Raw genomic sequence first — 26308 nt, 5'->3', positions numbered from 1 at the left:
ACGCGATGACCACCACCTCCCCGGCGCCCGCAGCGCGCCAGGCACCTCCCGACGACGGCGCCGCGCTCCCGCTCGTCACGGTGCGCGGCCTTCAGGTCGCGTACGGCGACGGGCCGCTCGTGCTCGACGGCGTCGACCTCGACCTGCACCCCGGCGAGACGGTCGCGCTGCTCGGCGCGTCCGGCTCCGGCAAGTCCACGCTGATGCGCAGCCTCACCGGGTTCGCGCCGGTCAACGCCGGCACGGTCCGCGTGGCGGGCTACGACCTGACGAACCTGCGGCGCGGCGACCTGCGGCGGCTGCGCGCGTCGGTCGGCCAGGTGTTCCAGCAGTTCAACCTCGTCGGGCGGCTCAGCGTGCTGACGAACGTGCTGACGGGCGCCCTGCACTCCGCCGGCCCCGTCAACCTCGCCGGCGGGTTCTCCGCCGCGCACCGCCGGCAGGCGTTGGACCTGCTGGACCGCGTCGGCATCGCGCACAAGGCGACCGAGCAGGCCCGGTCGCTGTCCGGCGGGCAGCAGCAGCGCGTCGCCATCGCGCGGGCGCTGATGCAGCAGCCGCGGCTCCTCCTCGCCGACGAGCCCGTGGCGTCGCTCGACCCGAAGATGTCGCACGCCGTGCTGGAGCTCCTGCAGCAGATCGCGCACGAGGACGGCATCCCCGTGCTGGTGAGCCTGCACGTGCTGCCGCTGGCGCTCGAGCACTCCGACCGCGTCGTCGGGCTCCGGCACGGCCAGGTGCTCGTGAGCGACCGCACCGACCGGCTCGACGCCGTCGCGCTCGACGCCGTCTACGCCGACCTCGACAACGGCGATGACGACGGCGATGACGAGGGCACCGAGGAGGGGGCACGATGACGCTCACCACGCCGCAGCGGCGCACGCCGGGCCGGCGCGCACCGGGCCAGCCCCGCCTCGACCCGCACGAGCGCGAGCGGCTGGAGCGCGCGTTCTCCGTCCCGCGCGCCCGGTTCCTCGTCGGCGTGCCGATCGCGCTCGCGCTGCTGGTCTGGTCGTCCGTCGGGGCGGAGTTCAACGTCGCGAAGCTCGGCGAGGGCGCCGCCAACATGGGCGAGTTCCTCTCACGCATGTTCCCGCCCACGTGGGACGAGCTCGACGTCATCGTCGACCTGCTGATCGAGACGCTCCAGATGGCGATCGTCGGCACCGTGCTCGGCGCCGGGCTGTCTCTGGTCGTCGCGTTCGGGGCGGCGTCGAACATCGCGCCGCGCTGGCTGTACTACCCGACCCGCTGGGTCATGAACGTCATCCGCTCCCTGCCGGACCTCGTGTTCGCGCTGATGTTCGTCTCCGCCGTCGGGCTCGGGCCGTTCGCCGGCATCCTCGCCATGACGGTCGGCTCCGTCGGCTCCATCGGCAAGGTCTTCGCCGAGGCCATGGAGGCCGTCGACCGCGGCCCCGTCACCGCCATGCAGGCCGTCGGGGCATCGAGACGACAGGTCGTCCAGTACGGCGTCCTGCCGCAGGCCGGACCGATGCTCGTCTCCTACACGCTCCTGCTGTTCGAGGGGAACGTGCGCGGCGCGACCATCCTCGGCATGGTCGGCGCCGGCGGCATCGGCCTGGAGCTCACCACCGCCATGAAGATGTACGACTACGGGCACCTGTCCGCGATCGTCATCTGCATCATCGTGCTGGTCACGGCCATCGACCAGGCCAGCGCCGTCATCCGAAGGAAGATCACGTGACCCTCACCGACAGCCCCGCCGACACCGCCACCGTACGGCCCGCCCTCGCGCTCAGCGCGCCCGTCAACCTCCGCGACCTCGGCGGCATCCCGATCGCGGGCGGCTCGGTCCGGGAGGGCTTCGCGATCCGCGCGGACGACCTGTCCACGATCACCGCCGACGACGCGGTGCGGCTCGTCGACCGCGGCCTGCGCGCCGTCGTCGACCTGCGCTCCGCGGACGAGGTCGCCCTCACCGGTCGCGGCCCGCTCGGCGAGCAGCGCGCGGTGACCTACCACCACGTGCCGTTCATGGTGTCCATCGGCGAGGCCACCGCGGGCACCGCCGACGTCGACCCGGCCGAGATGCTCGACCAGAGCCGGTTCGGCCGCATGTACGTGCGGATGGTGGAGGGCGCCGCGCCGCAGATCGTCACGGCGCTGGCGATCGTCGCGCACTCCCCCGGAGCGGTGGCCTTCCACTGCGCGGCCGGTCAGGACCGCACCGGCGTGCTGGCCGCGTCGCTGCTGCTCGCGCTCGGCGCCGACGAGGACGACGTCGTCGCCGACTACGCCCGCACCGGCGACAGCTCCGCGGCGATCATGGCCCGGCTCGCGCCCGTCATGCAGCCGCTCATGGCCCGGTTCGGGTTCGACCTCGACGAGGCCGCGCGCGCCTCAGTCCGCACCGAGTTCTCCCCCGCACCGATGCGCGAGCTGATCGCCACGCTGGTCGAGCGGCACGGCGACCCGCTGGCCCCGCTGCGCGCGGCGGGCCTCACCGACGGGCTGATCGCCCGGCTGCGCGAGCGGGCGCTCGACGCCGCACCCGACGACGCCGCTGGCACCGCATGACCCTCGTCCCGACGGGACGCCCCGGGGTCGCGGCCGAGCGCCGCGGCCCCGAGCGTCGTCCCGGACCGCGCCGTCCGGGGCGACCCCGCGCGGCAGGGCACGACGAGCGGATCCTGGCCGCCGCCGTCGCCCTCCTGGAGCGGGGCGAGGAGGTGACGGTGAACCGGGTCGTCGCCGCGAGCGGCGTGAGCCGCGCCGCCATCTACCGGCGCTGGCCGAGCATGACCGACCTCGTCGCCGCCGCCCTCGACGTCGGGCGGGAGCCGTACGTCATCCCGCTCGACGGCGACCTGCTGGAGAACCTGCTCGACGCGCTCTCCCCCGGCGCGCAGCCCGCGGGCCGCGACTACCCCGAGGAGCGGTTCCGGCTGCGCGTCCGCCTCGCCATGACGGACCGCAAGCTCGCGCAGGCGTACTGGCGCTCCCACGTCGCCCGACGGCGGGGCGCCATGGTCGCGCTGCTCCGGGCCGGCGTCGCACGCGGCGAGCTGCGCCCCGACCTCGACGTCGACGCCTGCATCGACCTGATCAACGGCGTCTTCTACTACCAGCCGGTGGTGCGCGGGGCCGCGCTCGACGACCCCGACGTGCTCGCCCGCTGCCGCGAGGCGGTCCGCGTCGCCTGGCGCGGGATGAGCATCGACGCTCGCTGACTCACGCTCGGCGCGGCAGTTCGCGTCCGGCGCGGCAGTTCGAACTGCCGCCGTGAGCCGGAAGTGCCGCGCCGAGCGTCGTCCGGCGCCGCTCAGCGCGCGTGCTCGACGCAGCGCGTGGCGGCGGGCCGCGCCGCCAGCCGCGCGGCGGGGATGGGCCGTCCGCACACCTCGCAGACGCCGTACGTCCCGGCGGCGACGCGGTCGAGCGCGGCGAGGAGCTGGTCGCGCTCGCGCTCCGCCTCGGCGGCCAGCGCCGCCGCCTGCTGCCGCTCCCAGGCGAGCGTGGCGCCCTCGGGGTCGTGCTCGTCGTCGGAGTTGGAGTCCCGGGCCGACTCGACGATCCCCTCGACCGCGCGGTGCTGCGCCGCCAGCCGCTCCTCCACCTCCGCGAGTCGCGCCCGCAGGCGCTCCTCCGGGCGCACCCGATCGGTCATCCCGGCAGTCTCGCACCCGCACCCGAAATTCGTCCGGCCGTCACCGACGGGCATCCCGCCGGCCCCGGTCCGGCCATCCGCGCTGCCTAGCGTGCCCGCCATCCGTCCGTGAGACGCCACCATCAGACGCCAGGGGGATCACCATGACCGCACGACGCCGCACCCTGCTCGCCCCGCCCGGGACGCGCACCGTCTCCGCCACGCTCGCGTTCGCCGTCGCCGCCGGGGTGTCCGTCGCCTCGTTCGGCGCGACCGTCGTCGCACCGCCGGTCGCGACCGCCGCACCGCTGCCCGCCGCACACCTGTCGAGCGCGCCCGGCGACGTCGTCTACGCCCAGGACTTCGACGACGTCGCGGACGGCTCGCTGCCCGAGGGCTGGCGGGTCGGGGCGGGCGAGTGGGCCGTCCAGGACGGCCGGCTCGTGGGCGAGCCGGCGGCGATCGGGCGGGTCACGTTCGGCCCGCACCTGGAGAACTACCGGCTCGAGGCCACCGTGCGCTTCGACGCCGTGAACAACGCGGCGCGCTGGCTCGCGCCGATCCTCGACATCGACCCCGCCGGCGGCGTGCCGTGGTGGCAGGCCGCCATGCGCTCCACCACGACGGCGAGCAACGGCATCGAGCTCGCCGAGCGCACCTCGGGGAACGCGTGGAACGTGCCCGCCACGGCATCGGCCCCGTCGGACGCCGGCGTCGGCGAGGACGTGAAGATCGCCATCGAGGTGCAGGGCAACCACGCCACCTGGATCTACGACGGCCAGGAGGTGCTCGAGGGCCGCATCGGCCGCACCGACGACGGCGTGCTCGGCTTCGCCGCCGACGGCGCGCGCGTCAGCATCGACGACGTCGTCGTCACCGAGATCGCACCGAAGCCCGTGGTGAACGAGCCCGGCGACCTGCCCGTGACGGCCGCCCACCGCGGCTACTCGGCGGTGAACCCGGAGAACACGCTCGCCGCGTACGCCGCGGCGATGAAGGCGGGCGCCGAGTACGTCGAGATCGACGTGCACACCACGGCCGACGGCGTGCCCGTCGTCCTGCACGACCAGACGGTCGACCGCACCACGGACGGCACGGGCGACGTCGCGTTCCTGCAGTCGCCCTCCATCGGATCCCTCGACGCGGGCTCGTGGTTCAGCCCCGCGTTCGCCGGCGAGAAGGTGCCCACGTTCGCGCAGGTGCTCGACCTCATGGACACCGGCGGCTCCGACCTGCTGCTCGAGATCAAGGGGCCGGAGACCCGCGACGAGGTGGACCGGACGGTCGACCTGATCCTCGAGGCCGGCCTGGAGGACCGCGTGGTGCTGCAGTCGTTCGACGAGAAGGCGCTGGAGTACGCGTACGACCGCGCCCCGCAGATCCCGCTCGGCCTGCTGCGCGGCACCCTCGACGCCGACCCGGTCGCCACGGCGGAGCGCCTGCACGCCACGTACTACAACCCGTCCGGCGCGGCGCTGGCCACGCGGCCGTCCGTCGTCGAGGACCTCAACGCCGCCGGCGTCGGCGTCTTCGTGTGGACGGTCGACTCCGCCGCCGACTGGACCCGGTTCACCGACCTCGGCGTCGAGGGCATGATCACCAACCGGCCCGGCGCCTTCGTCGGCTGGAAGGCCGCGCAGGAGCAGGCCGACCCGGAGCCCGAGCCCGGCCCCGGCCTGCTCGCCCGCCTCGCCGCGCTCGACCTGTCCACCGGGCAGGCGCAGCAGCTGTTCTCCGCCCTCGCCCACGAGGACTGGGACCGGCTGGAGCGCGTCGTGACCAAGCACGTCGACGACGCCGAGCAGCGCGACGCCCTGCTCGCGGAGATCGCCGAGCTCCGCGGCTGACCACCCACCCTTCGAGCAAGCGGTCCGTACCGCCACACCTGGCCTTGGCGGTACGGATCCCGTACTCGAAGGGTGCTACGACGCGGTCGTCAGAGCGCGTGGTGCGTCCAGCGGCCCGCGACGAGCGTGCCGGCGACGGCGGTGCCGCGCAGCGCGTCGGCGAGCGCCACCGGGTCGTCGTGCAGCGCGGGGTCGTCGTGCAGCGCGGGGTCGTCGTGCGACGCCGTGCTCGACGCCGGCAGCGCGAGCGGGTCGACGTCGAGCACGGCCAGGTCGGCGGGGCCGCCGACGGCGAGGTCGAGCGGCCGGCCGTCGACGGACGCCTCGAGGGCGGAGCGGACGTCGATCCGCTGCTCGGGGTGCCAGGGCTCGCGCCCGTCCCGCGACCGGGTGACGGCGGAGGCGATCGCGACCCACGGGTCGAGCGGGGCGACGGGCGCGTCCGACCCGAGGGCCAGCGTCACGCCCGCCGCCCGCAGCTCCGCCAGCGGGAACGCCCGGCCGTCCCGGCCCGGCCACAGCTGCTCGGTGACGTCGCGGTCGTCCATCGCGTGCTCGGGCTGCACGCTCGCGGTGACGCCCAGCGCGGCGAACCGCGCGACGTCGTCGGGCCGCAGCAGCTGCGCGTGCTCGACCGAGCCGCGGGCGCCGGAGGCCTCGAACGCGTCGAGCGCGAGCGCGTTGGCGCGGTCGCCGATGGCGTGGATGGCGCACCGCAGGCCGGCGGCGTGCGCGCGGGCCATGAGCGGGACGAGGTGGTCCGTCGCGATGTTGAGGATGCCGTGCGCGTCGGGCCCGGCCACGCCGGCGTACTCCTCGAAGCAGAACGCCGTGAGCGTGTTGAGCGACCCGTCGCTGATGACCTTGAGCGGGCCCTGCGTCACCAGGTCTGACCCGTCCGGGGCCCCGAGCGGGTCGCCGTGCCGCAGCCCGGCGGCGAGCACGGCGTCCAGGTGCTGCTCCCATACCCCGGCCCGCACGCGCAGCCCGTCCCAGCCGCCGGCCACGCGCCGGCGCCAGGCGTCGAGGTTGTCGGCGACCTCGAGGTCGACGACGCCGACGACGCCGCGCGCGGCCGCGGCGCGGGCCGCGTCGGCCACCAGGGCGTCGGACACGGCGTCGTCCACGGTGACGATGCGCGGGCTGGCGGGCATCCACTCCTCCTCGCGCAGCAGCCCCGTGGGGTGCTCCGCGATGCCGAGGAAGCGCAGGCCCGCCGTCGACGCCCACGCGCTGTGCAGGTCGCCGGACAGCAGGACGACCGGCACGTCGCCGGCCACCGCGTCGAGCACCGCGGCGGTCGGGTCGTCCGGCCAGGTGGCCCACCGGAAGCCGTAGCCGACGAGCGGCGTGCCGCCGGGGGGCGGCGCGGCCCGGTCCAGGCGATCGCGCACCAGGGCGGCGGCGTGCGCGGCGCTCGTCGCCGCGGACACGTCGAGCCGCTGGCGCACCATCGCCCACTGCGTGAGGTGGGTGTGCGCGTCCCACAGCCCGGGGACCACCGTGCGGCCGTCGACGTCGACCTGCTCGGGGAGGGCGGAGACGGCCACCGTGGCCGGCACGCCCGCCGGGGTCACCGCGGCGACGCGGCCGCCGTCGAGGAGGACGTCGACGCGGTCGGGGCGGCCCGCGAGGCGGGCGTTCGTCAGGAGCAGCGCAGGCACGGGGCCACCGTAGACGGCGGGCGTCGCGACGCGCGCCGGTCAGGCGCCGCCGGCGGCGTGCACGCGCAGGGCCTCGACGACCAGCGCGTGGTCGTCGGCCTGCGCCAGACCGGACACGGTGACGACGCCGACGATCCCGACGCCCTCGACCCGCACCGGGACCGCGCCGCCGTGCGCCGCGAACTCCTGCAGCGGCAGCTGGTGCTTGGCGTTGAAGTCCTCGCCCCGCGCCCGGGCCCGCAGCCCCACCAGGAACGACGACGCGCCGAACCGCTCCACGACGCGCACCTTGCGCTGCACCCACGTGTCGTTGTCCGGGGTGGTGCCCTCGCGCGCCGCGTGGAACACCTGCTGCGGCCCCTTGCGCACGTCGACCGTCACGGCCAGGCCGCGGTCGACGGCCAGCTCGACGAGCAGGCAGCCGAGCTGCCACGCGTCGTCGTGCGTGAACCGGGAGAGCACGAGCTCGCGCTCCTGCTGCTCGACCTCGGCGACCAGGGCTGCGACGTCCTCCGTGTTCCCCATGGGCCCAGCGTCCCACGCCCGCCGCCGCGCGCGTGCCGACCGGTCCGCGGCGCGTCCGCCGGGCGGACCGCGGCCGGGTCGGTACCGTGCCCGCGTGACCCGACTGGTGCTCGTCCACGGCCGTGACCTCGACGGACGCGACCGGGAGGCGCTCGAGTCGCAGTGGCTCGGCGCGCTCGGGGCGGGCCTCGCCGCGGCGGGGTCCGCGCTGCGGCCCACGGACGACGACGCGTCGTTCGTCTACTACGGCGACACGCTCGAGCGCCTCGTCGACGGCGGCGCGGCGCCCCCCGTGACGGTGCACGCGTTGGCCTCCGACCCGGCCGCGCTCCCCCGGCTCGTCGGCGCGCTGCCGGACGGCGAGCTGCGGTTCGTGCTCGACGTCGTGCGCGAGGTCCTCGCGACGGCCGGGCACCGGCCCGGGGTCGCGCCGCCCGCCGCCGCGGAGAGCGTCGTCGCCGAAGGGGTGGTCGGCGACGCGCTGGTCGAGGCCCTCGTCGGCGCGCTGGCGCTCGTGGACCGGTACGTGCCCGGCGTCAGCGCCGCCGTGCTGCTCACGCTCACGCGGGACGTGTACGCCTACCTGCACGACGACGCCGTCCGGCGGGTGATCGACGCGGGCCTCGCCGACGCCCTGACCGGCGCGACGTCCGGCGAGCCCGCCGTCGTCGTGGCGCACTCACTCGGCAGCGTGGTGGCGTACTCGGTGCTCGCGGGGCGCGCCTCGGGGCCAGAGGTGCCGCTGCTGCTCACGCCCGGCTCGCCGCTGGGCATCCGGGCGGTCCGGGAGGTGCTGGCGGCCCGCGCGCCGCTGGTGTTCCCGGCCGGCGTCGGCCGCTGGGTGAGCCCCCGCGACCCGCGTGACCTGCTCGCGCTGCACGACCTCACGCCCGACGTCTTCCCGCTGCCGGCCGGGTCGCCGGGGATCGAGGCGCGGCGCGTGACCAACCGTGCCCCGGGCTTCCATGCGGCGGCGTACCCGCTCGACGACGGTGCCTGGGCGGGCTATCTGGCGCTGCCGGAGGTCGCCGGGCCGGTCGGCGAGGCGCTGACGTAGCGCTCGCTCGCCGTCCCCGCGGGGGACGAGGAGGAACCGCTACGTCGCGGCGCCCCGCCAGCCCGGGAGCACCCGCTCCAGCGCGTCGACGAGCTCGATCGAGCTGCCGTCCTTGCCGCCGGCCCCCAGGATCATCGGCGGGCGCTGCGGCTCGACACGTGCCCCGCGCACCCGGTCGACCAGGGTCAGCGGGGCGGTGAGGACGTAGAACGTGCCGTCGGCCGTGACGGCGGCCGTGCGGTCGTGCCGCAGGTACCAGCCGCGCAGCGACGTGCGCGCGGTGCCGCGACCGCCGTACCCCTTGACCTGCAGCGGCTCGGGCTCCAGCCCGGCGTCCGCCGCGGCCCGGACGAAGTCGCGCAGCAGCGCCTCCGCCTCCGTGTGCTCGGCGTCCTGCCGCGCGCGCAGCCGTTCTGCCTGCACGCGTGCCGCCTCCGTGCGCTGCGCCGCCCAGTCGTCGCTCACCGGGGCATCCTCCCACCCGCCAAGTTGTCAGAGCCACGGGGGGATATGGGCCCACCTGGCTCTGACAGCTTGCGCAGCCCCCGACTTGTCAGAGCCACGTAGGTATATGCACCGACGTGGCTCTGACAGCTCGGGGCAGGGGCGGGTCAGAGCTCGCGCTCCGCGTAGGCGACGAGGGCGTCGCGCACGAACGTCGCGCCCTCCGTGCCGCCGTAGTTCTTCGCGAACCGCGGGTCGGCCACGTACATCTCCGCCAGGCCCACGACGTACTCCTTCGTCGGCCGCCCCCGGTCGGACCCCGGCGTGCCGGGGATGCCGCCGAGCCACGCGGCGTGCCGGGCGGCGAGGGCCTGCGCCTCGTCGGACGTCGGGTCGACGCCGCGGCGCGCGGCCTCGCCCCACGCCTCGGCGAGCTCCTTCGTGCGCGCCTGCCACTCCTTCTGCTTCTCGGCCCCGAGCCCGCGCCACCACGCGTCGCTCTTCGCGTACGCGTCGGCGCCCCAGCGCTCGGTCACCTCCTCCTCGTGCTGTGTGTGGTCGAAGCCGTCGAGCATGTCCTCGGCCATGAGCTGTTCTCCCTTCTCGATCGCGGTCACGGTCCGCTCCACCGACGCGATCTGCCTCGCGAGCCGGTCCTGCTCGTCCCGCAGCTGGTCGAGGTGCCGGCGCAGCGCGCCGGCCTCGTCCGCCTGCTCGTCGAGCACCCGGCCGACGTCGGTCAGCGGCAGCCCCAGGTCACGCAGCAGCAGGATGCGCTGCAGGCGCCGGACCGCCGCGTCGTCGTAGTGCCGCAGCCCGCCGGGACCGGTGCCCGACGGCGGCAGCAGACCGATCTGGTCGTAGTGCCGCAGGGTGCGGCTGCTGACCCCGGCGAGCCGGGCGACGTCCTGGATGGAACGGGTCATGTCACCGACGGTAAAGGTTGACGCCACGTCAACCGCAAGGGCGGCGGATGAGGACCTTCTCCTCTGCATCTCATGCGGGGGCCACCGACCGCCCGGAGGATCGTCGACATGAGCAACCGCACCGCACGCCGCCTCGCCGTCCCCGCCGCCCTCGCCGTGACGCTCGGTCTCACCCTCACCGCCTGCGCCGACGGCTCCGACGACGGCGGGGCGCCCGCCGGGGAGACCGCGACGCCCGCCGGCGACGACACCGCGACGGGCACAGGGACGGACGACGCAGCAGACGACGCTACCGAGGGCGCCTCGTCGCCGAGCGCGTCCGCGCCGCCGGAGCACCGCACGGCCGCCGGGCTGCTGGCCATCGCCACCGCCGAGAAGAAGGCGGGCGGCACCGCCTTCGCCATCGACGACCCGGACCGTGACAACACCTGGGAGGTCGACGTCGCGACGGGCACGATCAGCGTCGAGGTCGAGGTCAGCGCGGACGGCACCGAGGTGGTCGGCACGCAGGACGACGACCTGGACGCCGACGACCGCCGCGCGCTGGACGCCGCGACGTTCTCGATCACCCAGGCGATCGAGCGGACGGTCGCGAAGGCCGGCGGCGAGCTCGACGACGCCGAGCTGGACGACGACGGCCGGTACCACTGGTCGGTCACGGTGCTGGTGGACGGCGTCGAGACGGACTACCGCGTCGGCGCCCAGGACGGGAAGGTCGTCCAGGAGCGCGACGACGACTGACGCGCGGCCGGCCCCAGCCGGCGTCGGCCGACGTCGCCCGGGGCACGCTCAATCACCTCCCCATCACCCCCTCGGCCCGTTGACCGGCCCGTGACTCCGGTGGGTCACTGGAAGCATGGCCCGCTCGGTCGACACCGACTACCTGGTCGTCGGCGCCGGGGCGGCCGGGATGGCGTTCGTCGACGCGCTCGTCGACCACGACCCGACCGCGCGCGCGACGCTCGTCGACCGGCGCACGGCCCCGGGCGGGCACTGGCTGGACGCCTACCCGTTCGTGCGCCTCCACCAGGCGTCGCAGCTCTACGGGGTCGCGTCCACCCGCCTCGGCTCGGGACGCATCCAGGGGTCGAGCCCGGAGCGGGGGTTGCACGAGCGCGCCACCGGCACCGAGATCACCGCGTACTACGCCGGCGTGCTCACCGACCGGCTGCTGCCGACCGGGCGGGTCGAGCTGCTCGGCGGTGTCGAGTACCGCGACGGCCTGCTCGTCGACCTGGCGTCGGGGGACGTCGTCGAGCCGCGGGTCCGACGGCGCGTGGTCGACGCCCGCTACCTCGCCCCGTCGATCCCGGCCGTGGGCCCGCCGCCGTTCGACGTCGACGACGGCGCCCGTGTCGTCCCCGCGGGCGGGCTGCCGGACGTCGGGGAGGCCGCCGCGTACGTCGTCGTCGGGTCGGGGAAGACGGCGACCGACGCGGTGGTGTGGCTGCTCGGGCGCGGCGTCGACCCCGACGCGATCCACTGGGTGCGTCCGCGGGACCCGTGGATGCTCGACCGGGCGGTGATCCAGCCTGACCCGGCGATCTTCCTGGGCATGGCGGGCACTCTCATGGCCACGGCCTGCGACGCCTCGTCGCCGGACGACCTCTTCCTGCGCCTCGAGGACGCCGGCGTCATGACGCGCATCGACCCGGCGGTGATGCCGACCATGGCCCGCACGCCGACGCTCGGCCGGTGGGAGCTCGAGCTGCTGCGGTCGGTGACCCGTGTGGTCCGCGCGGGCCACCTGCGGCGGGTCGAGCCCGGGCGGCTGGTGCTCGACGACGCGGAGGTCGCGGTGCCGCACGGCGCTGTCGTCGTGCACTGCGCGGCGTACGGACTGCGCATGCGCCCTGCGCTGCCGATCTGGGGCGAGCGGATCACGCTCCAGCTGGTGCGGGCGGGGTTCCCGGCGTTCTGCGCGGCGCTGGTCGGCTACGTGGAGGGCACCCGTCACGACCGGCCCGACGCCGAGAAGAACGCCCTGTGCCTGCCGACGCCCTTCTGGAGCACGCCCACCGACTGGGCGGCCATGCAGGGCCGCGGCGCACAGGCCGCCGCGACGTTCATGGCAGACCCGGACGTCGCCGCCTGGGCCCGCGCCGTGCTGCTCAACCCCGCCCGGGTGCCGCCCGAGGAGGCCGCCCGCCCCGAGGTGCGCGCCGCCGTCGAGCGGTACCTCGAGTACGCCCCCGCGGGCATCGCCGGGCTGGGACGGATCGGCCGCGACGCCGGGGTGCGGGTCTGACGGCGCCCGCCCTCAGCCGGCGAGCACCTCGCGGAGGCGGGCCGCGAAGGCCGCCGGGTCGTTGTCCGGGGACCACTCGTTGGACGCGAAGCCACCGTGGTCGCCGGGGAAGACGACGGGCTCGACGCCGAGCGCCGCGGCCAGCGCCTCTCCCCCGCGGCGCGGCATCGTGCCGGGCCCCTGCTCGCCGACGGCGGGCAGCAGCCGCACGCCGGTGCGGCGCAACGCGTCGAGGTCGGGCTCGAACCAGGGCAGCGCACGCATGTTGCCGTCGAGCAGCAGGTCGCCGCGGGACCCGTCGTCCTCGGTGGGCAGGCCGAACATCGCCGGATCGGGCGCGGGCAGCGCCAGGTAGTCCTCGGTGAGCGGCGCGTCCTGCATCGAGACCTGGATGAACTTCGCCATCGCGGGGCCGAAGCCGTCGCGCTGGTACGTCTCGACGATGTCGGCGGTGACCTTCCGCTGGACGTCACGGTCCTCCAGCAGGGCCCACAGCGGAGGCTCGTGCGCCACGACGGTGCCCAGCTCGTCAGGGTGCGCCACGACCCACGGGAGCACGTTGACGGCGCCGCCGCTGGAGGCGAACACGTCGACGGGCCGGTCCCCGATCAGCGGCCGGGCGGCGGCCACCACGCGATGGAAGTCGTCGGCGTGGAGCTCCACCGAGACCTCGCCGTCGGGTGCGAGCGTGCTGCGCTCGGCCCCGCGCGGGTCGAACGTGATCACGGCGCGGTCGTCGAGGTGCCCGAGCAGCTGCGTGAAACCGGACGCCGCCATCGGCGAGCCGAGGACGAACAGCGGTGGCGCGTCGCTCGTGCCGGCCGGCAGCCGGACGTCGTAGGTGAGGACGGCGCCGGGCACGTCCACGGTGAAGGTCTGCTGGGCGCTCATGGGCCTGCCTCCGTCGGCATCGAGGGATGCGGCGATCGTGCCGCACCCCTCTGACACGCGCGCGGCAGGGAACTCATCGGTCCCTGTCAGCGACCCGCGTCGTCTGCCCTGCTCATCGCGCGGGACAGGTCGGCGGCGCGAGACGCCGGGGCCTGGAGGCTGCCCCCAGGATCGCGTCGTCCACAGGTGCGCGACCGGTGGCTCCCCGCGGCAGCGCCGCGCTGCAGGCTCGGTCCCGGACGCCCGTCCCGCACCGAGGAGCCCGAGGAGCCCGAATGCCCGTCGCGACCACACCACCGCCCCCGCTGCCGGCACCCCGGTCTGCGAGGTTCGTCCCGCCCGAGCTCGTCGACCTGCAGTCCGCCTGGAGGCGCGAGCGCGAGCTCGCGTCCCGCGAGGACCACGCGCACCACGGCACCCTGGGCGGGTCGTGTCCGGACCGCCACGGCTGGTTGCTCGACGACGGGCTCGACGTGCTGCTCGAGCCCGTGCTCACCGGCTCGACCACCCCGGGGTTCTACCCCTTCGTCGCGCTCGACGAGCGCACCGCCGCCGGGCTGCTCGAGCGGCTCGGTGAGCACGAGCTCGCGACCCAGCGGCAGAACCTCGGCCCCACGCTCGGCGCCGTGCTGCGGGCCGTCGTGCGGCACCCCGACCGCATCCGCGCGCAGGGGTACGTCGTCGGGCCGCTGCGCTGCGACGAGCGGATCACCGCGACCGGGGTGCTGTTCCGGCCCGACGGGGACCTGCTCGGGCCTGGGCGCGGGCCGGACCACCGGTCCGCGGAGGTCGTGGGAGCCCTCACCGGGCTCGGCATCGACGACATGCGGGCGGCCCCGGACGAGGTCGTGCCGTGGCGCGGACCCCGACCTGACCGCGGCGGGGCCACGCGGACGGAGGAGCCGTGGTTCCGCGCCTGGTGGGACTGAGGCCGCCGGGGATTCGCACGGCGGCGCCGAGCGCCTGCCGGTGCGCCCTGGCCCGCCAGGGCGGCCCTGTGGATAACTTCGGTCTCCTTGTGCCCGTCGTCATTAGCGTCGTCCCCGCGCCCCGGCGCAGGAACCGACGACCCGACGACGGACAGGGACGGGATGACCCAGCTCGACCTCGACACCACGACCCTCGCCACGGCAGCAGCCGACCTGAGCGGTGCCACGTCATCGCTCGCCGAGGTGTCCAGCGGCCTGCTGACCACGGCGGCGGCGCCCGACGCGAGCGGCGATGCCGGCCTGTCGGCCGCCCTGCAGGGCCTGGCCACGGCGTGGCGCGCCGCCCACGAGGCCCTCGTGGGCGAGCTGGGGTCGCTGGGCGCGGGTCTCTCTCGCGCGGCCGAGGTCTTCGAGGGGGCGGAACGCGGGACGGCGCAGCACCTGGCCGCGCTGCTCGGCGGGTCCCGCCATGGGGACCACGCATGACGCCCGGCGGGCGGCCGGCACCGCCCGGCGGTGAGCTCGCGCCCCTGCCCGCCAGCCCATCCGCCCTGGTCGACGTCGCGGAGGCCGCGTCGCGCACCGCGGAACGGCTCGCTGACGCACGCACCCGGCTGCTGCGGGTGCGCGCCTCGCTCGACGTGCAGCGCAGCACGGCCGTCGAACGGGCGAGCGAGCGGGTCACCACGGCGGCCGACGACGCCCGGGCGAGCGGGGGCATGCTCGAGGCGGCGGCCTCCACGCTGCGCCGCCATGCCGTCGTGCTGCACGACGCCCATGCGTCGGCGCAGCGGGCGATCGCCGAGCGCGCGGAGGCTCTCGGCAGGGAGGCGCGGTGGCAGGCCGAGGCGGACGAGGCGCGTCGTTCCACGTGGAACATCGTCGCCGCCGGCGCCCCGGGGGCCCTCGACCCCGACGCCGGGTGGTCCGGGTCCACGGCACCGGGCACGGGCTGGTCGGACGGCGAGTGGTCGGACGGCAAGTGGTCGGACGGCAAGTGGTCGGACGGCGGCCCGGCGCACGCCCACCTGCGGCTCGGCATCGCGCTGCGGGAGCTCGCGGCGGCGCGCGCGGACGCCGCGGCGGCGGAGTCCCGCTGGCGCGCCGCCCGGGACACGAAGGACGAGGCATCGCGCCAGGCTGCCACCGCACTGTCCGCGCTCGCCGACGTCCGTGCGGTCCGGGCGATCATCACGGCCGGCGCCGACCCGGCGCGTCTCCAGGCCTCCGGTGCGGCCGCGCGCGCTGCGGTCGCGCTGCTGCCGCGCGCCGCGACGGGGGCGCCCTCCGCACGGCACGCGGTGCGGGAGGATCTCCGGCACGTCCTGACCGCGCACGCCGACGATCCCGCCTTCTGGGCGGTCTTCTGGGACTCGGCCAGCCCTGCCCGGCTCTACGACGCGCTCGCCGTCCGGCCACCGGGACAGGTCAGCCCGGTCACCGGGTGGCTCGGCGACGTGCTGGATCCGGGCATCGACGACGGGCTGGCGCGGGTGCTCGGCGAAGGAGTCCACCTGTGGGCGCAGACGGCGTCACCCCAGGAGCAGCACGACCTGGGACGGCGGATCGTGGGAGACGTCGCGGCCGGCGCGGCCTCGCCGTTCACCCCGCCTGGCGAGGCGAAGATCGCCGCCGCGCTGCTCCCGGCGACGCTGCCGGCGGCCGTGCACGCCGGGGCCGACGAGGCGTTGGCCGACTGGTGGACGGAACGCTCCGTGGCCGACACGTCGTTCACCTTCCTGACGCCGGTGGTCGTCGCCGTCGCCGGCGGGCTCGCCGCACACCCGAGGCTGGCGTTCGACCGGCTCGCGCCCGCCGACCAGCACCGCACCGCGGCGGCGGCCTCGCGCTGGCTCGGCAGCGCGCCCCACGCCGGGTGGCCCGACGGGGGCCGCGCCGTCGCACGCGCCTTCGGTGCCGCCGTCGACGTCGGGTCGACGTCCGCCGACCGCGGCGACCAGGCACGTGCGGCGCTCCTCGTCTCGCACGCGACGGAGGCGTTGCCGGACGGCCTGCTCCTGGCCCCAGGGCTGGCCGACGAGGCAGCACGGTCCGTCGCCCTCGCCTACGAGCCCTATGTCCCGGCCATGGGCGACGCCTCCCGGGTCCAGGGCGTGACGACCAGCTGCACGGGCGCCGAACCACCCCCTGACCCGGGCCTCGACCTCGACGCCGAGGCGGCACCGGGCTTCGACGAGCTGTTCCCCCTCGTGGTCCAGCCCCAGCTCGACGCGTTCGCCCTGCGCGACGTCATCGGGGCGACGTCCCGCACCCCCGAGGCCGCGGCCGCCTGGCTGGGCGTGACGGACCGCTACGCGGCGACCACGCTCGAGCACGCCACGTCGGACGTCGTGGACGCGGACGTGAGCACGGGCGCACCGCTCGTCAGGGCCGCTCTGAGCGACATCGGCGCGGTCGCCGGCGGGATGCAGGCCGAGACCATCGAGGCGGCCAAGGCCGAGGTGGTGACCCGCGAGACCTACGTCGAGCTGGCGGGGGCCGGCGTCGGCTATCTCAAGTTCGGGAGCAAGGCCGTGACCGAGGCCGTGTCGCTCGCGAGCGGGCCGGCGCTGTCGTTCCTCGACCCCGAAGCCCCTCTCCACGAGGCGCGCGAGACGGTCCGGGCGGACGAGGACGCGTTGGTCGACCGGTACGCGCCCGTCATGTACGAGGCCCTGGTCGAGAACGAGCGCGATCCGGGTCGCTCCGCAGGCGAGCTCGAGCGGCTCGTCGGTGAGCTCGACCCGTCCGAGAACGGTTCCGACCCGGCGGCGACGTTCGACCAGACGTTCGACAACCAGTCCGATCCCGAGGAGCCATGTTCATGAGCACCGCGATGCGGCGCGTCTTCGCCAACCCGAGCGTGACCCCGCTCCTGGTCCTCACCCTCGTCGTGACGGGCCTGTTCCTCTGGCACCACCTCGGCAGGGACGCCTGGCGGGACTGGCAGCGGGACCGTGCGATCGCCGAGGCCGCCCACTGGAGCCCGGAACCGTGGGGGCTCACCGCGGACGAGTTCCCCGGCCACGACGCCGCCGCACTGCCCGTGGACACCTCGCGGATGACGACGATGCGGCAGCCGGGGTGGAGCGTCTCGGCGGTCATGTACGACCCGCTCGGGCCGTTGTTCGCCGGCGACTTCGCGGGCATCCAGTTCACGACCACGAGCGACGGGGTGCTCCCCTGGAGGTACCGCGCGGACGGGCCCTACCCGCGGGACGCCACCTCCGGCGTCGACGTGGACGGTGTCCAGGTGATCACGTTCGTCACCGTCTCTCCGTACGGCCCCTACACGTCCACGGACCAGGGCGCCAAGGTGTGGCGGCTGCAGTACGAGGCGGAGGTCGCCGCCGACCACGGGCTCGACGACCACTCGCCGGTCTGGACCGCGGACGGAACGGTGCGGTCCGTCGAGTACGTCGGCCGGCGGCTCACCCGCGACGAGCGGTACAGCCTCGAGCTCGACGACCTCGGGCCGTTCGGCCTCACCACCCACCAGCGCGGCACGGACGGCAAGGAGTTCCGCACCACGTCGCTCGCCACGGTCGCCGAGGGCGCCTTCGTCGCGGTCGGCGTCCTCGTCCCCGAGGGCGTCCGTCTCCCCGCCGACCTGGAGCCGGCGGCGCTGCTGGAGCGGCTGGCGGACGAGGTGCGCGCGGACCCGCCGTCGTTCCCCGCCACGGACGGGACGACCTCGGACGGGACGACCTCGGGCAGGGCGACCTCGGTCGCTCAGGCCGAGTCGCGCACGACGAGGGAGGTGGGCAGCGTGATGGCGGCGGGCTCCTGACCGTCGACGACCTCCAGCAGCAGCCGCACCATCTCGGCGCTGATGCGCTCGTACGGCTGCCGCATCGTGGTCAGCGGCGGGTGCAGCTGCGCGGCGACGCCGGAGTCGTCGAACCCGCCGACGGCGACGTCGCCGGGCACGCTGCGACCCGCGGCCTGCAGCGCGACCAGGGCGCCGGCGGCCATGAGGTCGGAGTGCACGAACACGGCGTCGACGTCCGGCCGCCGCTCGAGCAGCTCGGTCATGGCGAGGCGCCCGCTCTCGCGGGAGTAGTCGCCGTGCACGACCAGCCCCGGGTCGTAGGCGTCGCCCAGCACCTCGCGGTACCCCTCCAGGCGCAGCACCCCGCCCGGGGTGTCCATCGGGCCGGTGATGGTGGCGATGCGCCGCCGGCCGGTGTCCCACAGGTGCTGCGTCATCGCGCGACCGCCGGACCGGTCGTCGGCCGCGACATACCCGACCTTGCCCTCGTACCCGAGCGGGACGCCGCACGCGACGGTGGGGATCTCGTGGCGCAGCAGCTCCCCCATCATCGGGTTGCCGCGGTGGGAGCTGATCAGCAGCACCCCGTCCACGTGCCCGGCCTCCAGGTATTGCGCCACCCGGCGCCGCTCCTGGTCCGTGCCCGCGACGAGCAGCACCATCGGCATCTCCCGCTCGGCGGCGGCATGCGTGGCACCGCGCAGCAGCAGGGAGAAGTTGGGGTCCTCGAACAGCAGGTGCTGCTCCTCCGTGAGGAGGAACGCGACCGAGTTGGCGCGCCCCGTCACCAGGGAACGGGCGTGCGGGTTCGCGCGGTACCCCGTGGTGCGGATGGCCGCCTCCACCGCGGTCCGCGCGTCCGGCGACACCCAGTGCCCGCCGTTGATGACCCGCGACACGGTGCCCCGCGACACCCCCGCGACCGCCGCGACGTCGCGGATCGTGGGGCGCTTCGCCCGGCCGTCGTCGGCCCCGTGCCCACCCGTTCCCTCCACGCCCGCGAGTCTAGGGACACCGGCGGCCCCGACCTGCCCGGCACGAGGACGGTTCACGACTTCACCGCGCCGGCGGCGAGGTCCACCTGCCAGAACCGCTGCAGCGCGAAGAACAGCGCCACGAGCGGCACGATCGACAGCAGCGCGCCGGTGATCACGAGCGTGTACATGGCGGGCTGACTGGCGCCCTGGTTGAGCAGGCCCGACAGCCCCACGGTGATCGGGAACAGCCTGTCGTCGCCGAGCATGATGTACGGCAGCATGAAGTTGTTCCAGATCGCGACGAACTGGAACAGGAACACGGTCACGAGGCCGGGCACGAGCATGGGCACGGCGACCTGGAAGAACGTGCGGGTCTCGCTCGCGCCGTCGGTCCGGGCCGCCTCGACCACCTCGTCGGGCACGGCCGCGGCCGCGTAGATGCGGGCCAGGTAGATGCCGTACGGGCTGATGATGCTGGGCAGCAGCACCGACCAGTACGTGTTGGTGAGGTCGAGCTCGGCCAGCAGCAGGTACTGCGGGATCGCGAGGACGATGGCGGGCACGAGCACGCCCGCGAGCAGCACGTTGAACACCGCGTTCTTGCCGGCGAACGTGTACTTCGCCAGGCCGTACCCGGCCATCGCGGACACGAGCGTCGACAGGATCGCGCCGACGCCGGCGTACAGGGCGGTGTTGAGCATCCAGCGCCAGAACAGCCCGTCGCGGTACGCGGAGAGCTCGGCCACGTTGTCGGCCAGGTGGGTGGACGGCGCGAACGTGAAGCTGGAGAACAGCTCGGACCCGGACTTCGTCGAGGCCACCACCACCCACACCACGGGCAGCAGGCAGTACAGGGCCCCCAGCAGGAGGATCGTGGTCGCCACGGCGGACGGCCGGTCGCCGGCGCCGCGCCAGTGCCGGCGGCCGTTGGCGGCCGGACGGCGGACGTCGGAGCGGGCCGGGGCGTCGGCGGGCGGTGGGCTGGTCAGCGTCGTCATGGTCACTTCTCCTGGCCGAAGGCGCGGCCCTGCACGAGGCGCAGGAAGCCGAACGAGAGCACGAACGTCGCCGCGGCGATGATCACCGAGGTCGCGGCGGCCGAGTACAGGTCGCCGCGCGTGAACGCGTCGCGGTACACCTTCATCAGCGGGGTCCAGGTGGTCGAGATCGCGTTGCTCAGCGGACGCAGCGTGGTGGGCTCGGCGAACACCTGGAGCGTCGCGATCATCGAGAAGACGGCGGTCATGATGATCGACGGCGTGACGATCGGGATCTTGATCCGCAGGGCCACCGCCACCTGCGAGGCGCCGTCGAGCTCCGCCGCCTCGTACAGCTCCGACGGCACCGCCTTGAGCGCCGTGTAGATGACGATCATGTTGAACCCCGTGCCGCCCCAGACGGCGATGTTCGCGACGGCGAACATCACGAGGTCGCCCTCGAACAGCGACGGCACGTCCCAGCCGAACCGCTCGAACAGGTCGTAGAACGGGCTGACGCCGGGCAGGTAGAGGAAGCCCCACAGCAGCGACGAGATCACGGCCGGCACCGCGTAGGGCAGGAAGATCGCCGTGCGCGAGAACGTGCGCGTCCGCGCCCGCCGCGAGTCGAGCAGCAGCGCGAACAGCAGCGCCAGGCCGAGCATCGTCGGCACGACGATCAGCCCGTACAGCGCCACGCGCCCCACGGACGCGAGGAACTCCGGGTCCCCGAGGGCGGCCGCGTAGTTGGACAGCCCGGCCCACACCTCCGTGCGCGAGCCGGAGCCGAGACCCAGCCCGCTCACCTTCTCCGTGCGGAACGACAGGTAGACCGCGTACGCGATCGGGAGCGCCAGGAAGAGGACGAACAGCACGATCGCCGGCGCGAGGAACCCCCACGGGGCGAGCCGGCGCCGGCCGGACGTGCTGGGCCCGGTCGCGCGGACCGGCGGCGCGGCGGTGGTCGTGGTCATCTCAGGCTTCCCTCTCGGATCTGCGCGGACCGTGCTCGACGGCGATCGCGGTCGACGTGGGTCGGGCCGCCCGGGGGGATCTCCCGGCCCCGGGCGGCCCGCGTCGTCACTCGCTGACGTTGAAGCCCTGGTTCTTCAGGTCGTCGAGCGTGATCTGCTGCATGGCACCGACGGCGTCGACGAACGCGCTCGCCGTCTTGGCCTTGGTGGCCTTGGCGAACTCGTCGTTGTACGCCGAGTAGGCGACGTTGATGTTCGGGCCGTAGGTGAACGGCTGCACCGTCTGCGCCGTCTGCGCCGCGACCTCGTAGAAGTCGGGCTGGTTGGAGAAGAACTCCGGCGGGTCGCTCAGCGCCTCCGTGCTCGCGGGGACGTCGGCCGGGTAGATGCCGGCCTCGTCCACGAGCGCCTGCACGGCCTCCGGGTCCGTGTTCAGCCAGGTGACGAACTCGGCGGCCTGCTCCGGGTGCTCCGACTGCGAGGTCACCGCGGTGGCCGAGCCGCCCCACGCGCCGGTGGCGGGCGCGTCGGCGTCCCACTGCGGCATCGGCGCCATCTCCCACTTCCCGGCCGTGTCGGCGGCGTTGCCCGACAGGACGCCGGGCGCCCAGATCGCCGACAGCCAGCCCACCTGGGTGCCGTCGTTCAGGCCGGCGTTCCACTCGGGCGTGTACATCGGCCTGTTGTCGATGACGCCCTCCTCCACGAGGCCGCCCCAGTACTCGGCGACCTTCGTCGTGGCGTCGGAGTCGATGTCCACCGACCACGCGTCGCCGTCGATCCCGTACCAGGACGCGCCGGCCTGCTGCGTGATGCCGGCGAACCAGCCCGCGTCGTTGGCCGAGAACGTGCCGAGGTACGCCTTCGGGTCGGCCTCGTGCACCTTCCGCGCCGCGTCCGCGTACTCGTCCCAGGTGGTGGGGACGTCGATGCCGAGCTTCTCGAAGATGTCGGCCCGGTAGTAGAACTGCATCGGCCCGGAGTCCTGCGGCACCGCGTAGACGGCGTCCGACCCGAGGGTGACGGCGTCCCACACGCCGTCGGCGAAGTGCCCGGGGACGTCGTCGCCCAGCGAGCCCGAGAGGTCCGCGAGCGCGTCCGAGGACACGAGCTGGGGGATCTTCTGGTACTCGGCCTGCATGATGTCCGGCGCGCCCGAGCCCGCCTTGATCGCGGTGAGCAGCTTGGTGACGGCGGGGTCGCCGCCGTCCTGCTTGTTCACCGTGACCGTGATGTCGGGGTGCTCGGAGTTCCAGAGGTCGACGACCTTCTCCATGTTGGGCGTCCACGTCCAGAAGGTGAGCTCGACGGGGCCCGCGGCAGACCCGCCGTCGTCCGAGCCGGCGTCGTCGCCACCGCCGGAGCAGGCGGACGCGAGCAGCGCGGTGGCGGCGGCGAGGGCCGCGATCCGGGTGCCTGTGGTCAGGCGCATGACTCCTCCTCGTCAAGGACCATCGCACCGCCGCGTCAGGCAGGGAGCGCTGGGCGACTCACGACAGTGTGGCTGTGCACGGTCACAGTAGCGACACGCATCCCGGGATTGTCAACTTCCCGTTTCGTGGTGTTACCTAGTCGTTGCCGGTCACGACGACTGTGACCGAGCACAGCACGCCGAGCACAGCACCGACGCGAGGAGCCTCTTCCATGCCCGACGCCACGCCCCTCGACCTCCCCGACGGCGTCCCCGCCGGGACCGCGTCCTCCCGGCCCGGCCCGGACTTCGACGGCTGGCTGCCCGGCATCGACGAGATCTCCTACGGGGGCGACTACAACCCCGAGCAGTGGCCGGAGGAGGTGTGGGCGCAGGACGTCGCGCTCATGCAGGAGGCCGGCGTCAACCTCGTGAGCGTCGGGATCTGGAGCTGGGCGCTGCTCGAGCCGCGCGAGGGCGAGTACGACTTCGCCTGGCTCGACCGGCTGCTCGACCTGCTGCACGCGGGCGGCATCCGCGTCGACCTCGGCACGCCCACCGCGTCGCCGCCGGCGTGGTTCTTCCGCACCTACCCGGACTCGCGGGTCGTGACGCGCGAGGGCACCGTGCTGGAGTTCGGCTCCCGCGGCGCCGCCGCGCCGTCGTCGCCCGCCTACCGTCGCGCCGCCACCCGCATCGCCGGCGCGCTGGCGGAGCGCTACGGCTCGCACCCCGCCGTCGTGCTGTGGCACGTGCACAACGAGTACGGCGCCCCCGTCTCCGACGACTACTCCGACCACGCGCAGCGCGCCTGGCGCCTGTGGCTGCGCGCCCGGTACGGCACGCTCGACGCCCTCAACGCCGCGTGGGGCACCCGCTTCTGGGGCCAGGTGTACGGCGAGTGGGAGCACGTCGTCGCGCCGTCGGCCACCCCCACCGTGGCCAACCCGGCCATGCGCCTCGACTACGCGCGGTTCACCGACGCGATGCTGCGCGAATGCTTCGTGGCCGAGCGCGACGCGATCCGCGCGCACTCCGCCGTGCCGATCACCACGAACTTCATGGCGACGGCGTGCCCGTCGACCGACCTGTGGGCCTGGGGTCGCGAGGTCGACGTCGTCTCCGACGACCACTACCTCACCGCCGCCGACCCGCGGGGCCACGTCGGGCTGGCGATGGCCGCCGACCTCACGCGCTCGGTCGCGGGCGGCAAGCCCTGGCTGCTCCTGGAGCACTCCAGCTCGGCCGTGAACTGGCAGCCGCGCAACGTGGCCAAGCGGCCGGGCGAGGAGCGCCGCAATGCCCTGTCCCACCTGGGCCGCGGCGCGGACGGGATCCTCTTCTTCCAGTGGCGGGCCTCGCGCAGCGGCGCCGAGAAGTTCCACTCCGCGATGCTCCCCCACGCCGGGACGGGCAGCCGGGTCTTCCGCGAGGTGTGCGCGCTCGGCGCCGAGCTCGGCCGCCTCGCCGAGGTGCGCGGGTCTCGCGTGCGCGCCGACGTCGCGCTGTTGTGGGACTACGAGTCGCACTGGGCGCAGGACCTCGAGTGGCGGCCCAGCGTCGACGCGTCGCACCGCGAGCGCACCGAGGCGTTCTACGACCGGCTGTGGCGCGACGGGCTCACCGTCGACATGGCCCACCCCGAGCAGGACCTGTCCGGCTACCGCCTCGTCGTCGCGCCGGCGTCGTACCTGCTCACGGCGTCCGCGGCCGACAACCTCACGCGGTACGTCGAGGGCGGCGGCACGCTGCTGGTCAGCTACTTCAGCGCCGTCGTGGACGAGCACGACCGCGTGCACGAGGGCGGGTACGGCGCCCCGCTGCGGCGGGCGCTCGGCCTCACGGTCGAGGAGTTCCTGCCGCTGCGGGAGGGCGAGACGCTCGGCGTCGTCGGGCTGTCGGACGACGCGCTGACCGGCGACGTGTGGGCCGACGACCTGGCGCTCGACGGCGCGGAGGTCGTCGCCACGTACGACGGCGGCCCGCGACCCGGCGCCGCGGCGGTCACCCGGAACTCCCTCGGCACGGGCACCGGCTGGTACGTCTCGACGCGGCTCGACGTCGACGCGCTGGCACCCCTCATGGCCCGGGTGTACGACGACGCCGGCCTCGCGCCCGCGGGTCTGCCCGCGGAGCTCGAGGTCGTCCGCCGCCACGGGGACGACGCCGTCTACACGGTGGCGCTGAACCACGCCGACGCCGACGCCAAGCTGCCCGACGTCGTGCCGGGCTCCACCGACCTGCTCACCGGGGAGGATGCCGCAGGCTTCGTCGTCGTCCCCGCCGGCGGGGCGCGCGTGCTGCGCACCCCGCACTGACCCGACGCGAAAGGACGATGATGTCGCACCGCACCCGCACGATCACCACGAGCCTGCTCGCCGCCGCCCTGGCGGCCGCCCTCGCCTCGCCCGCGGGGGCCGCGCCCGGCGGCCGGTCCGCCGTCGAGCCCGCGAACGCCGGCTTCTCCGGCCTGGACGGCTGGACCGTCGCCGGCGAAACCTCCGCCGCGACGACGGAGGCCGGCGGCCGCACCGGCGACCGGCTGACGCACTGGTCGGACGCCCCGTACGAGGTCACGACGTCGCAGCGCCTCGGCCGCCTGAGCACGGGCTGGTGGACGGCGAGCGCCTGGGTGAAGTCGGGCGGGCTGGACACCTCGACGCTGTCCCTGACCTGCACGGACGGCACGTCCGGCACCGTCACGCTGCCGCAGACGCTGCAGGACGACGCGTGGGTGCGCGTCGCCGTCTCCGCGAAGAGCCGCGGCGGCGACTGCACGCTCGCGGTCACGACGTCGGACGACGCGGGCGGCGCGTGGGCGAGCGTCGACGACGTCGCCGTCGAGCGCGGACGGGTGACGCGCGACGTGCGCGGCGGCGACCTGTCCGGCCTGGCGAAGAACGAGGACCACGGCGCCACGTACGCCGACGTCGACGGCACGCCCGGCGACGCGGTGGAGATCCTCGCCGACCACGGCATGAACCTCGGCCGGCTCAAGGTGTGGGTGGACCCCGCCGACGGCTACAACGAGGTGACGCACGTCGTGGCCACCGCGAAGCGCATCCAGGCCGCGGGCATGGACGTCATGGTCGACTTCCACTACTCCGACCGGTGGACCGACCCGGGCGCGCAGGGCGTGCCGGCCGCATGGGCCGGGTCGAGCGTCACCGAGATGACCGACCGGCTCGCCGCGCACACCCGCGAGGTGATGACCGCCCTCGTCGACGCGGGCGTCGACGTCGCGTACGCGCAGGTGGGCAACGAGATCAACCCCGGGATGCTGTGGCCGTACGGGCAGACGTGGGACGTCGACCCCGACGACGGCGTCGCCGGCGCGCAGTGGGACGCGCTCGCCGGGTTCCTCACCGCCGGGCACGACGCGGTGAAGGCCGTCTCGCCGTCGACGCGGACGATCCTGCACCTCACCAACATCAACAACGGCGTCGACTCGCTCACCTGGTGGTTCGACGAGATCACCGCGCGCGACGTGCCGTTCGACGTCGTCGGGCTGAGCTACTACGGCTACTGGCACGGGTCGCTCGCCGACCTGCAGGAGGCCGTCGGCACCCTGTCCGCGCGCTACGACCGCGACGTCATGGTGGTCGAGACGGCGTACCCGTTCACGCTCGAGGACGACGACCCGGCGTGGGAGAACGTCATCGCGTCCGAGGACCAGCTGGTCGACGGCTACCCCGCCACGCCCGAGGGCCAGGCGGCGGCGTTCCGCGCCGTGCAGGACACGGTCGCCGCCGCCCCCGGCGGCCGCGGGCTCGGCGCCGTCTACTGGGAGCCGGCCTGGACGTCCGTCGACGGCAACGGCTGGGACCCGGAGGACCCGACGTCCGGCAACGCGTGGGAGAACCAGGCGATGTTCGACCACGACGGGAGCCTGCTCGCGCCCGTCGCGGCCGAGCTCGCCGCCGACTGACGCCGGGTAGTACCGGGCGGGCCGAGGTAGTACGGCGGTCTCAACCGGTCATCGCAACACCGGGTTGGTCAGGTGGTCGAGAGTAGCTCGGCGAGTTTCTCGGCGGGGGTTGCCCAGCCGAGGGTCTG

General features: G+C 74.8%; 24 protein-coding genes. 14 read left to right on the top strand and 10 right to left on the bottom strand.

Annotated features, from left to right (window positions below; translation table 11 throughout):
- Window positions 1-5: 5 nt before the first annotated feature.
- Genes phnC through ABZ493_RS09800 form a run of 4 tightly spaced genes read left to right on the top strand, consistent with a single transcriptional unit; the run spans window position 6 to window position 3194 of the window.
- Window positions 6-857: a phosphonate ABC transporter ATP-binding protein gene (phnC, locus tag ABZ493_RS09815; protein WP_430581978.1), complete on the top strand. Its 852-nt coding sequence runs from the start codon at window positions 6-8 to the stop codon at window positions 855-857.
- Window positions 854-1708 carry a phosphonate ABC transporter, permease protein PhnE gene (phnE, locus tag ABZ493_RS09810; RefSeq protein ID WP_430581977.1) on the top strand — a complete coding sequence of 285 codons (855 nt, stop codon included), beginning with the start codon at window positions 854-856 and terminating at the stop codon, window positions 1706-1708. Before phnC ends, phnE begins: the two co-directional genes overlap by 4 nt.
- A complete protein-coding gene (locus tag ABZ493_RS09805) occupies window positions 1705-2541 on the top strand; it encodes a tyrosine-protein phosphatase (RefSeq protein ID WP_430581976.1) in 837 nt (278 codons plus the stop codon). Before phnE ends, ABZ493_RS09805 begins: the two co-directional genes overlap by 4 nt.
- Window positions 2538-3194, top strand: coding sequence for a TetR/AcrR family transcriptional regulator (locus ABZ493_RS09800; protein ID WP_430581975.1), 657 nt, complete (start codon window positions 2538-2540; stop codon window positions 3192-3194). The genes ABZ493_RS09805 and ABZ493_RS09800 overlap by 4 nt, the downstream gene beginning before the upstream one ends.
- 92 nt (window positions 3195-3286) lie before the next feature.
- On the opposite strand, the gene ABZ493_RS09795 is transcribed toward ABZ493_RS09800, so the two are convergent.
- Window positions 3287-3631, bottom strand: coding sequence for a TraR/DksA C4-type zinc finger protein (locus ABZ493_RS09795; protein ID WP_430581974.1), 345 nt, complete (start codon window positions 3629-3631; stop codon window positions 3287-3289).
- Window positions 3632-3774: 143 nt separating this feature from the next.
- On the opposite strand from ABZ493_RS09795, the gene ABZ493_RS09790 reads away from it, so the two are divergent.
- Window positions 3775-5457 (top strand): glycerophosphodiester phosphodiesterase family protein, encoded by a 1683-nt coding sequence (locus tag ABZ493_RS09790; protein ID WP_430581973.1) that lies wholly within the window; start codon window positions 3775-3777, stop codon window positions 5455-5457.
- Between the two features lie 89 nt (window positions 5458-5546).
- Here ABZ493_RS09790 and ABZ493_RS09785 read toward each other — a convergent pair whose 3' ends face one another.
- Together ABZ493_RS09785 and ABZ493_RS09780 are read right to left on the bottom strand one after the other, a co-directional pair.
- Window positions 5547-7121: an amidohydrolase family protein gene (locus ABZ493_RS09785; RefSeq protein WP_430581972.1), complete on the bottom strand. Its 1575-nt coding sequence runs from the start codon at window positions 7119-7121 to the stop codon at window positions 5547-5549.
- A gap of 39 nt (window positions 7122-7160) precedes the next feature.
- Complete coding sequence (locus ABZ493_RS09780; protein ID WP_430581971.1) at window positions 7161-7646, bottom strand: heme-degrading domain-containing protein; 486 nt, start codon at window positions 7644-7646, stop codon at window positions 7161-7163.
- Window positions 7647-7740: 94 nt separating this feature from the next.
- Here ABZ493_RS09780 and ABZ493_RS09775 point away from each other — a divergent pair, with 94 nt between their 5' ends.
- The gene (locus ABZ493_RS09775) at window positions 7741-8703 is read left to right on the top strand and encodes a hypothetical protein (RefSeq protein WP_430581970.1); all 963 of its coding nucleotides are present in this window, start codon (window positions 7741-7743) and stop codon (window positions 8701-8703) included.
- 39 nt (window positions 8704-8742) lie between these two features.
- On the opposite strand, the gene ABZ493_RS09770 is transcribed toward ABZ493_RS09775, so the two are convergent.
- Complete coding sequence (locus tag ABZ493_RS09770) at window positions 8743-9168, bottom strand: hypothetical protein (RefSeq protein ID WP_430581969.1); 426 nt, start codon at window positions 9166-9168, stop codon at window positions 8743-8745.
- A gap of 146 nt (window positions 9169-9314) precedes the next feature.
- Window positions 9315-10073: a TipAS antibiotic-recognition domain-containing protein gene (locus ABZ493_RS09765; protein ID WP_430581968.1), complete on the bottom strand. Its 759-nt coding sequence runs from the start codon at window positions 10071-10073 to the stop codon at window positions 9315-9317.
- Between the two features lie 108 nt (window positions 10074-10181).
- On the opposite strand from ABZ493_RS09765, the gene ABZ493_RS09760 reads away from it, so the two are divergent.
- On the top strand, window positions 10182-10814 hold the full coding sequence (locus ABZ493_RS09760; RefSeq protein WP_430581967.1) for a PepSY domain-containing protein: 633 nt from the start codon (window positions 10182-10184) through the stop codon (window positions 10812-10814).
- Between the two features lie 115 nt (window positions 10815-10929).
- On the top strand, window positions 10930-12321 hold the full coding sequence (locus tag ABZ493_RS09755) for a pyridine nucleotide-disulfide oxidoreductase (RefSeq protein ID WP_430581966.1): 1392 nt from the start codon (window positions 10930-10932) through the stop codon (window positions 12319-12321).
- Window positions 12322-12333: 12 nt separating this feature from the next.
- On the opposite strand, the gene ABZ493_RS09750 is transcribed toward ABZ493_RS09755, so the two are convergent.
- Window positions 12334-13212, bottom strand: coding sequence for an alpha/beta hydrolase (locus ABZ493_RS09750; RefSeq protein ID WP_430581965.1), 879 nt, complete (start codon window positions 13210-13212; stop codon window positions 12334-12336).
- Between the two features lie 275 nt (window positions 13213-13487).
- Here ABZ493_RS09750 and ABZ493_RS09745 point away from each other — a divergent pair, with 275 nt between their 5' ends.
- From ABZ493_RS09745 to ABZ493_RS09730, 4 genes are all read left to right on the top strand, one after another.
- Entirely contained in the window at window positions 13488-14141 is a 654-nt protein-coding gene (locus ABZ493_RS09745; RefSeq protein WP_430581964.1) for a hypothetical protein, read from the top strand.
- A 162-nt stretch (window positions 14142-14303) separates the two neighbouring features.
- Window positions 14304-14627 carry a hypothetical protein gene (locus ABZ493_RS09740; protein WP_430581963.1) on the top strand — a complete coding sequence of 108 codons (324 nt, stop codon included), beginning with the start codon at window positions 14304-14306 and terminating at the stop codon, window positions 14625-14627.
- The gene (locus tag ABZ493_RS09735) at window positions 14624-16969 is read left to right on the top strand and encodes a hypothetical protein (RefSeq protein ID WP_430581962.1); all 2346 of its coding nucleotides are present in this window, start codon (window positions 14624-14626) and stop codon (window positions 16967-16969) included. Before ABZ493_RS09740 ends, ABZ493_RS09735 begins: the two co-directional genes overlap by 4 nt.
- Window positions 16966-17931 carry a hypothetical protein gene (locus ABZ493_RS09730; RefSeq protein ID WP_430581961.1) on the top strand — a complete coding sequence of 322 codons (966 nt, stop codon included), beginning with the start codon at window positions 16966-16968 and terminating at the stop codon, window positions 17929-17931. The genes ABZ493_RS09735 and ABZ493_RS09730 overlap by 4 nt, the downstream gene beginning before the upstream one ends.
- On the opposite strand, the gene ABZ493_RS09725 is transcribed toward ABZ493_RS09730, so the two are convergent.
- From ABZ493_RS09725 to ABZ493_RS09710, 4 genes are all read right to left on the bottom strand, one after another.
- Window positions 17874-18908, bottom strand: coding sequence for a LacI family DNA-binding transcriptional regulator (locus ABZ493_RS09725; RefSeq protein ID WP_430581960.1), 1035 nt, complete (start codon window positions 18906-18908; stop codon window positions 17874-17876). The genes ABZ493_RS09730 and ABZ493_RS09725 overlap by 58 nt on opposite strands.
- A 53-nt stretch (window positions 18909-18961) precedes the next feature.
- The gene (locus ABZ493_RS09720) at window positions 18962-19888 is read right to left on the bottom strand and encodes a carbohydrate ABC transporter permease (protein WP_430581959.1); all 927 of its coding nucleotides are present in this window, start codon (window positions 19886-19888) and stop codon (window positions 18962-18964) included.
- Window positions 19889-19890: 2 nt separating this feature from the next.
- Complete coding sequence (locus ABZ493_RS09715) at window positions 19891-20841, bottom strand: sugar ABC transporter permease (RefSeq protein ID WP_430581958.1); 951 nt, start codon at window positions 20839-20841, stop codon at window positions 19891-19893.
- Window positions 20842-20947: 106 nt separating this feature from the next.
- Entirely contained in the window at window positions 20948-22273 is a 1326-nt protein-coding gene (locus tag ABZ493_RS09710; RefSeq protein WP_430581957.1) for an extracellular solute-binding protein, read from the bottom strand.
- A 212-nt stretch (window positions 22274-22485) separates the two neighbouring features.
- Here ABZ493_RS09710 and ABZ493_RS09705 point away from each other — a divergent pair, with 212 nt between their 5' ends.
- Both ABZ493_RS09705 and ABZ493_RS09700 read left to right on the top strand, forming a co-directional pair.
- Window positions 22486-24570 (top strand): beta-galactosidase, encoded by a 2085-nt coding sequence (locus tag ABZ493_RS09705; RefSeq protein ID WP_430581956.1) that lies wholly within the window; start codon window positions 22486-22488, stop codon window positions 24568-24570.
- A gap of 20 nt (window positions 24571-24590) precedes the next feature.
- Window positions 24591-26180, top strand: a complete 1590-nt coding sequence (locus tag ABZ493_RS09700) for a glycosyl hydrolase 53 family protein (protein ID WP_430581955.1) — start codon at window positions 24591-24593, stop codon at window positions 26178-26180.
- Window positions 26181-26308: the final 128 nt, after the last annotated feature.

Origin of the sequence: Isoptericola sp. NPDC019482, from assembly GCF_040632295.1 — a bacterium.
In the GTDB taxonomy this organism is placed as follows: Bacteria; Actinomycetota; Actinomycetes; order Actinomycetales; family Cellulomonadaceae; genus Isoptericola.
Note: the sequence above shows the minus strand (reverse complement) of the source record. Positions and strands in the feature narration are given on the sequence as shown.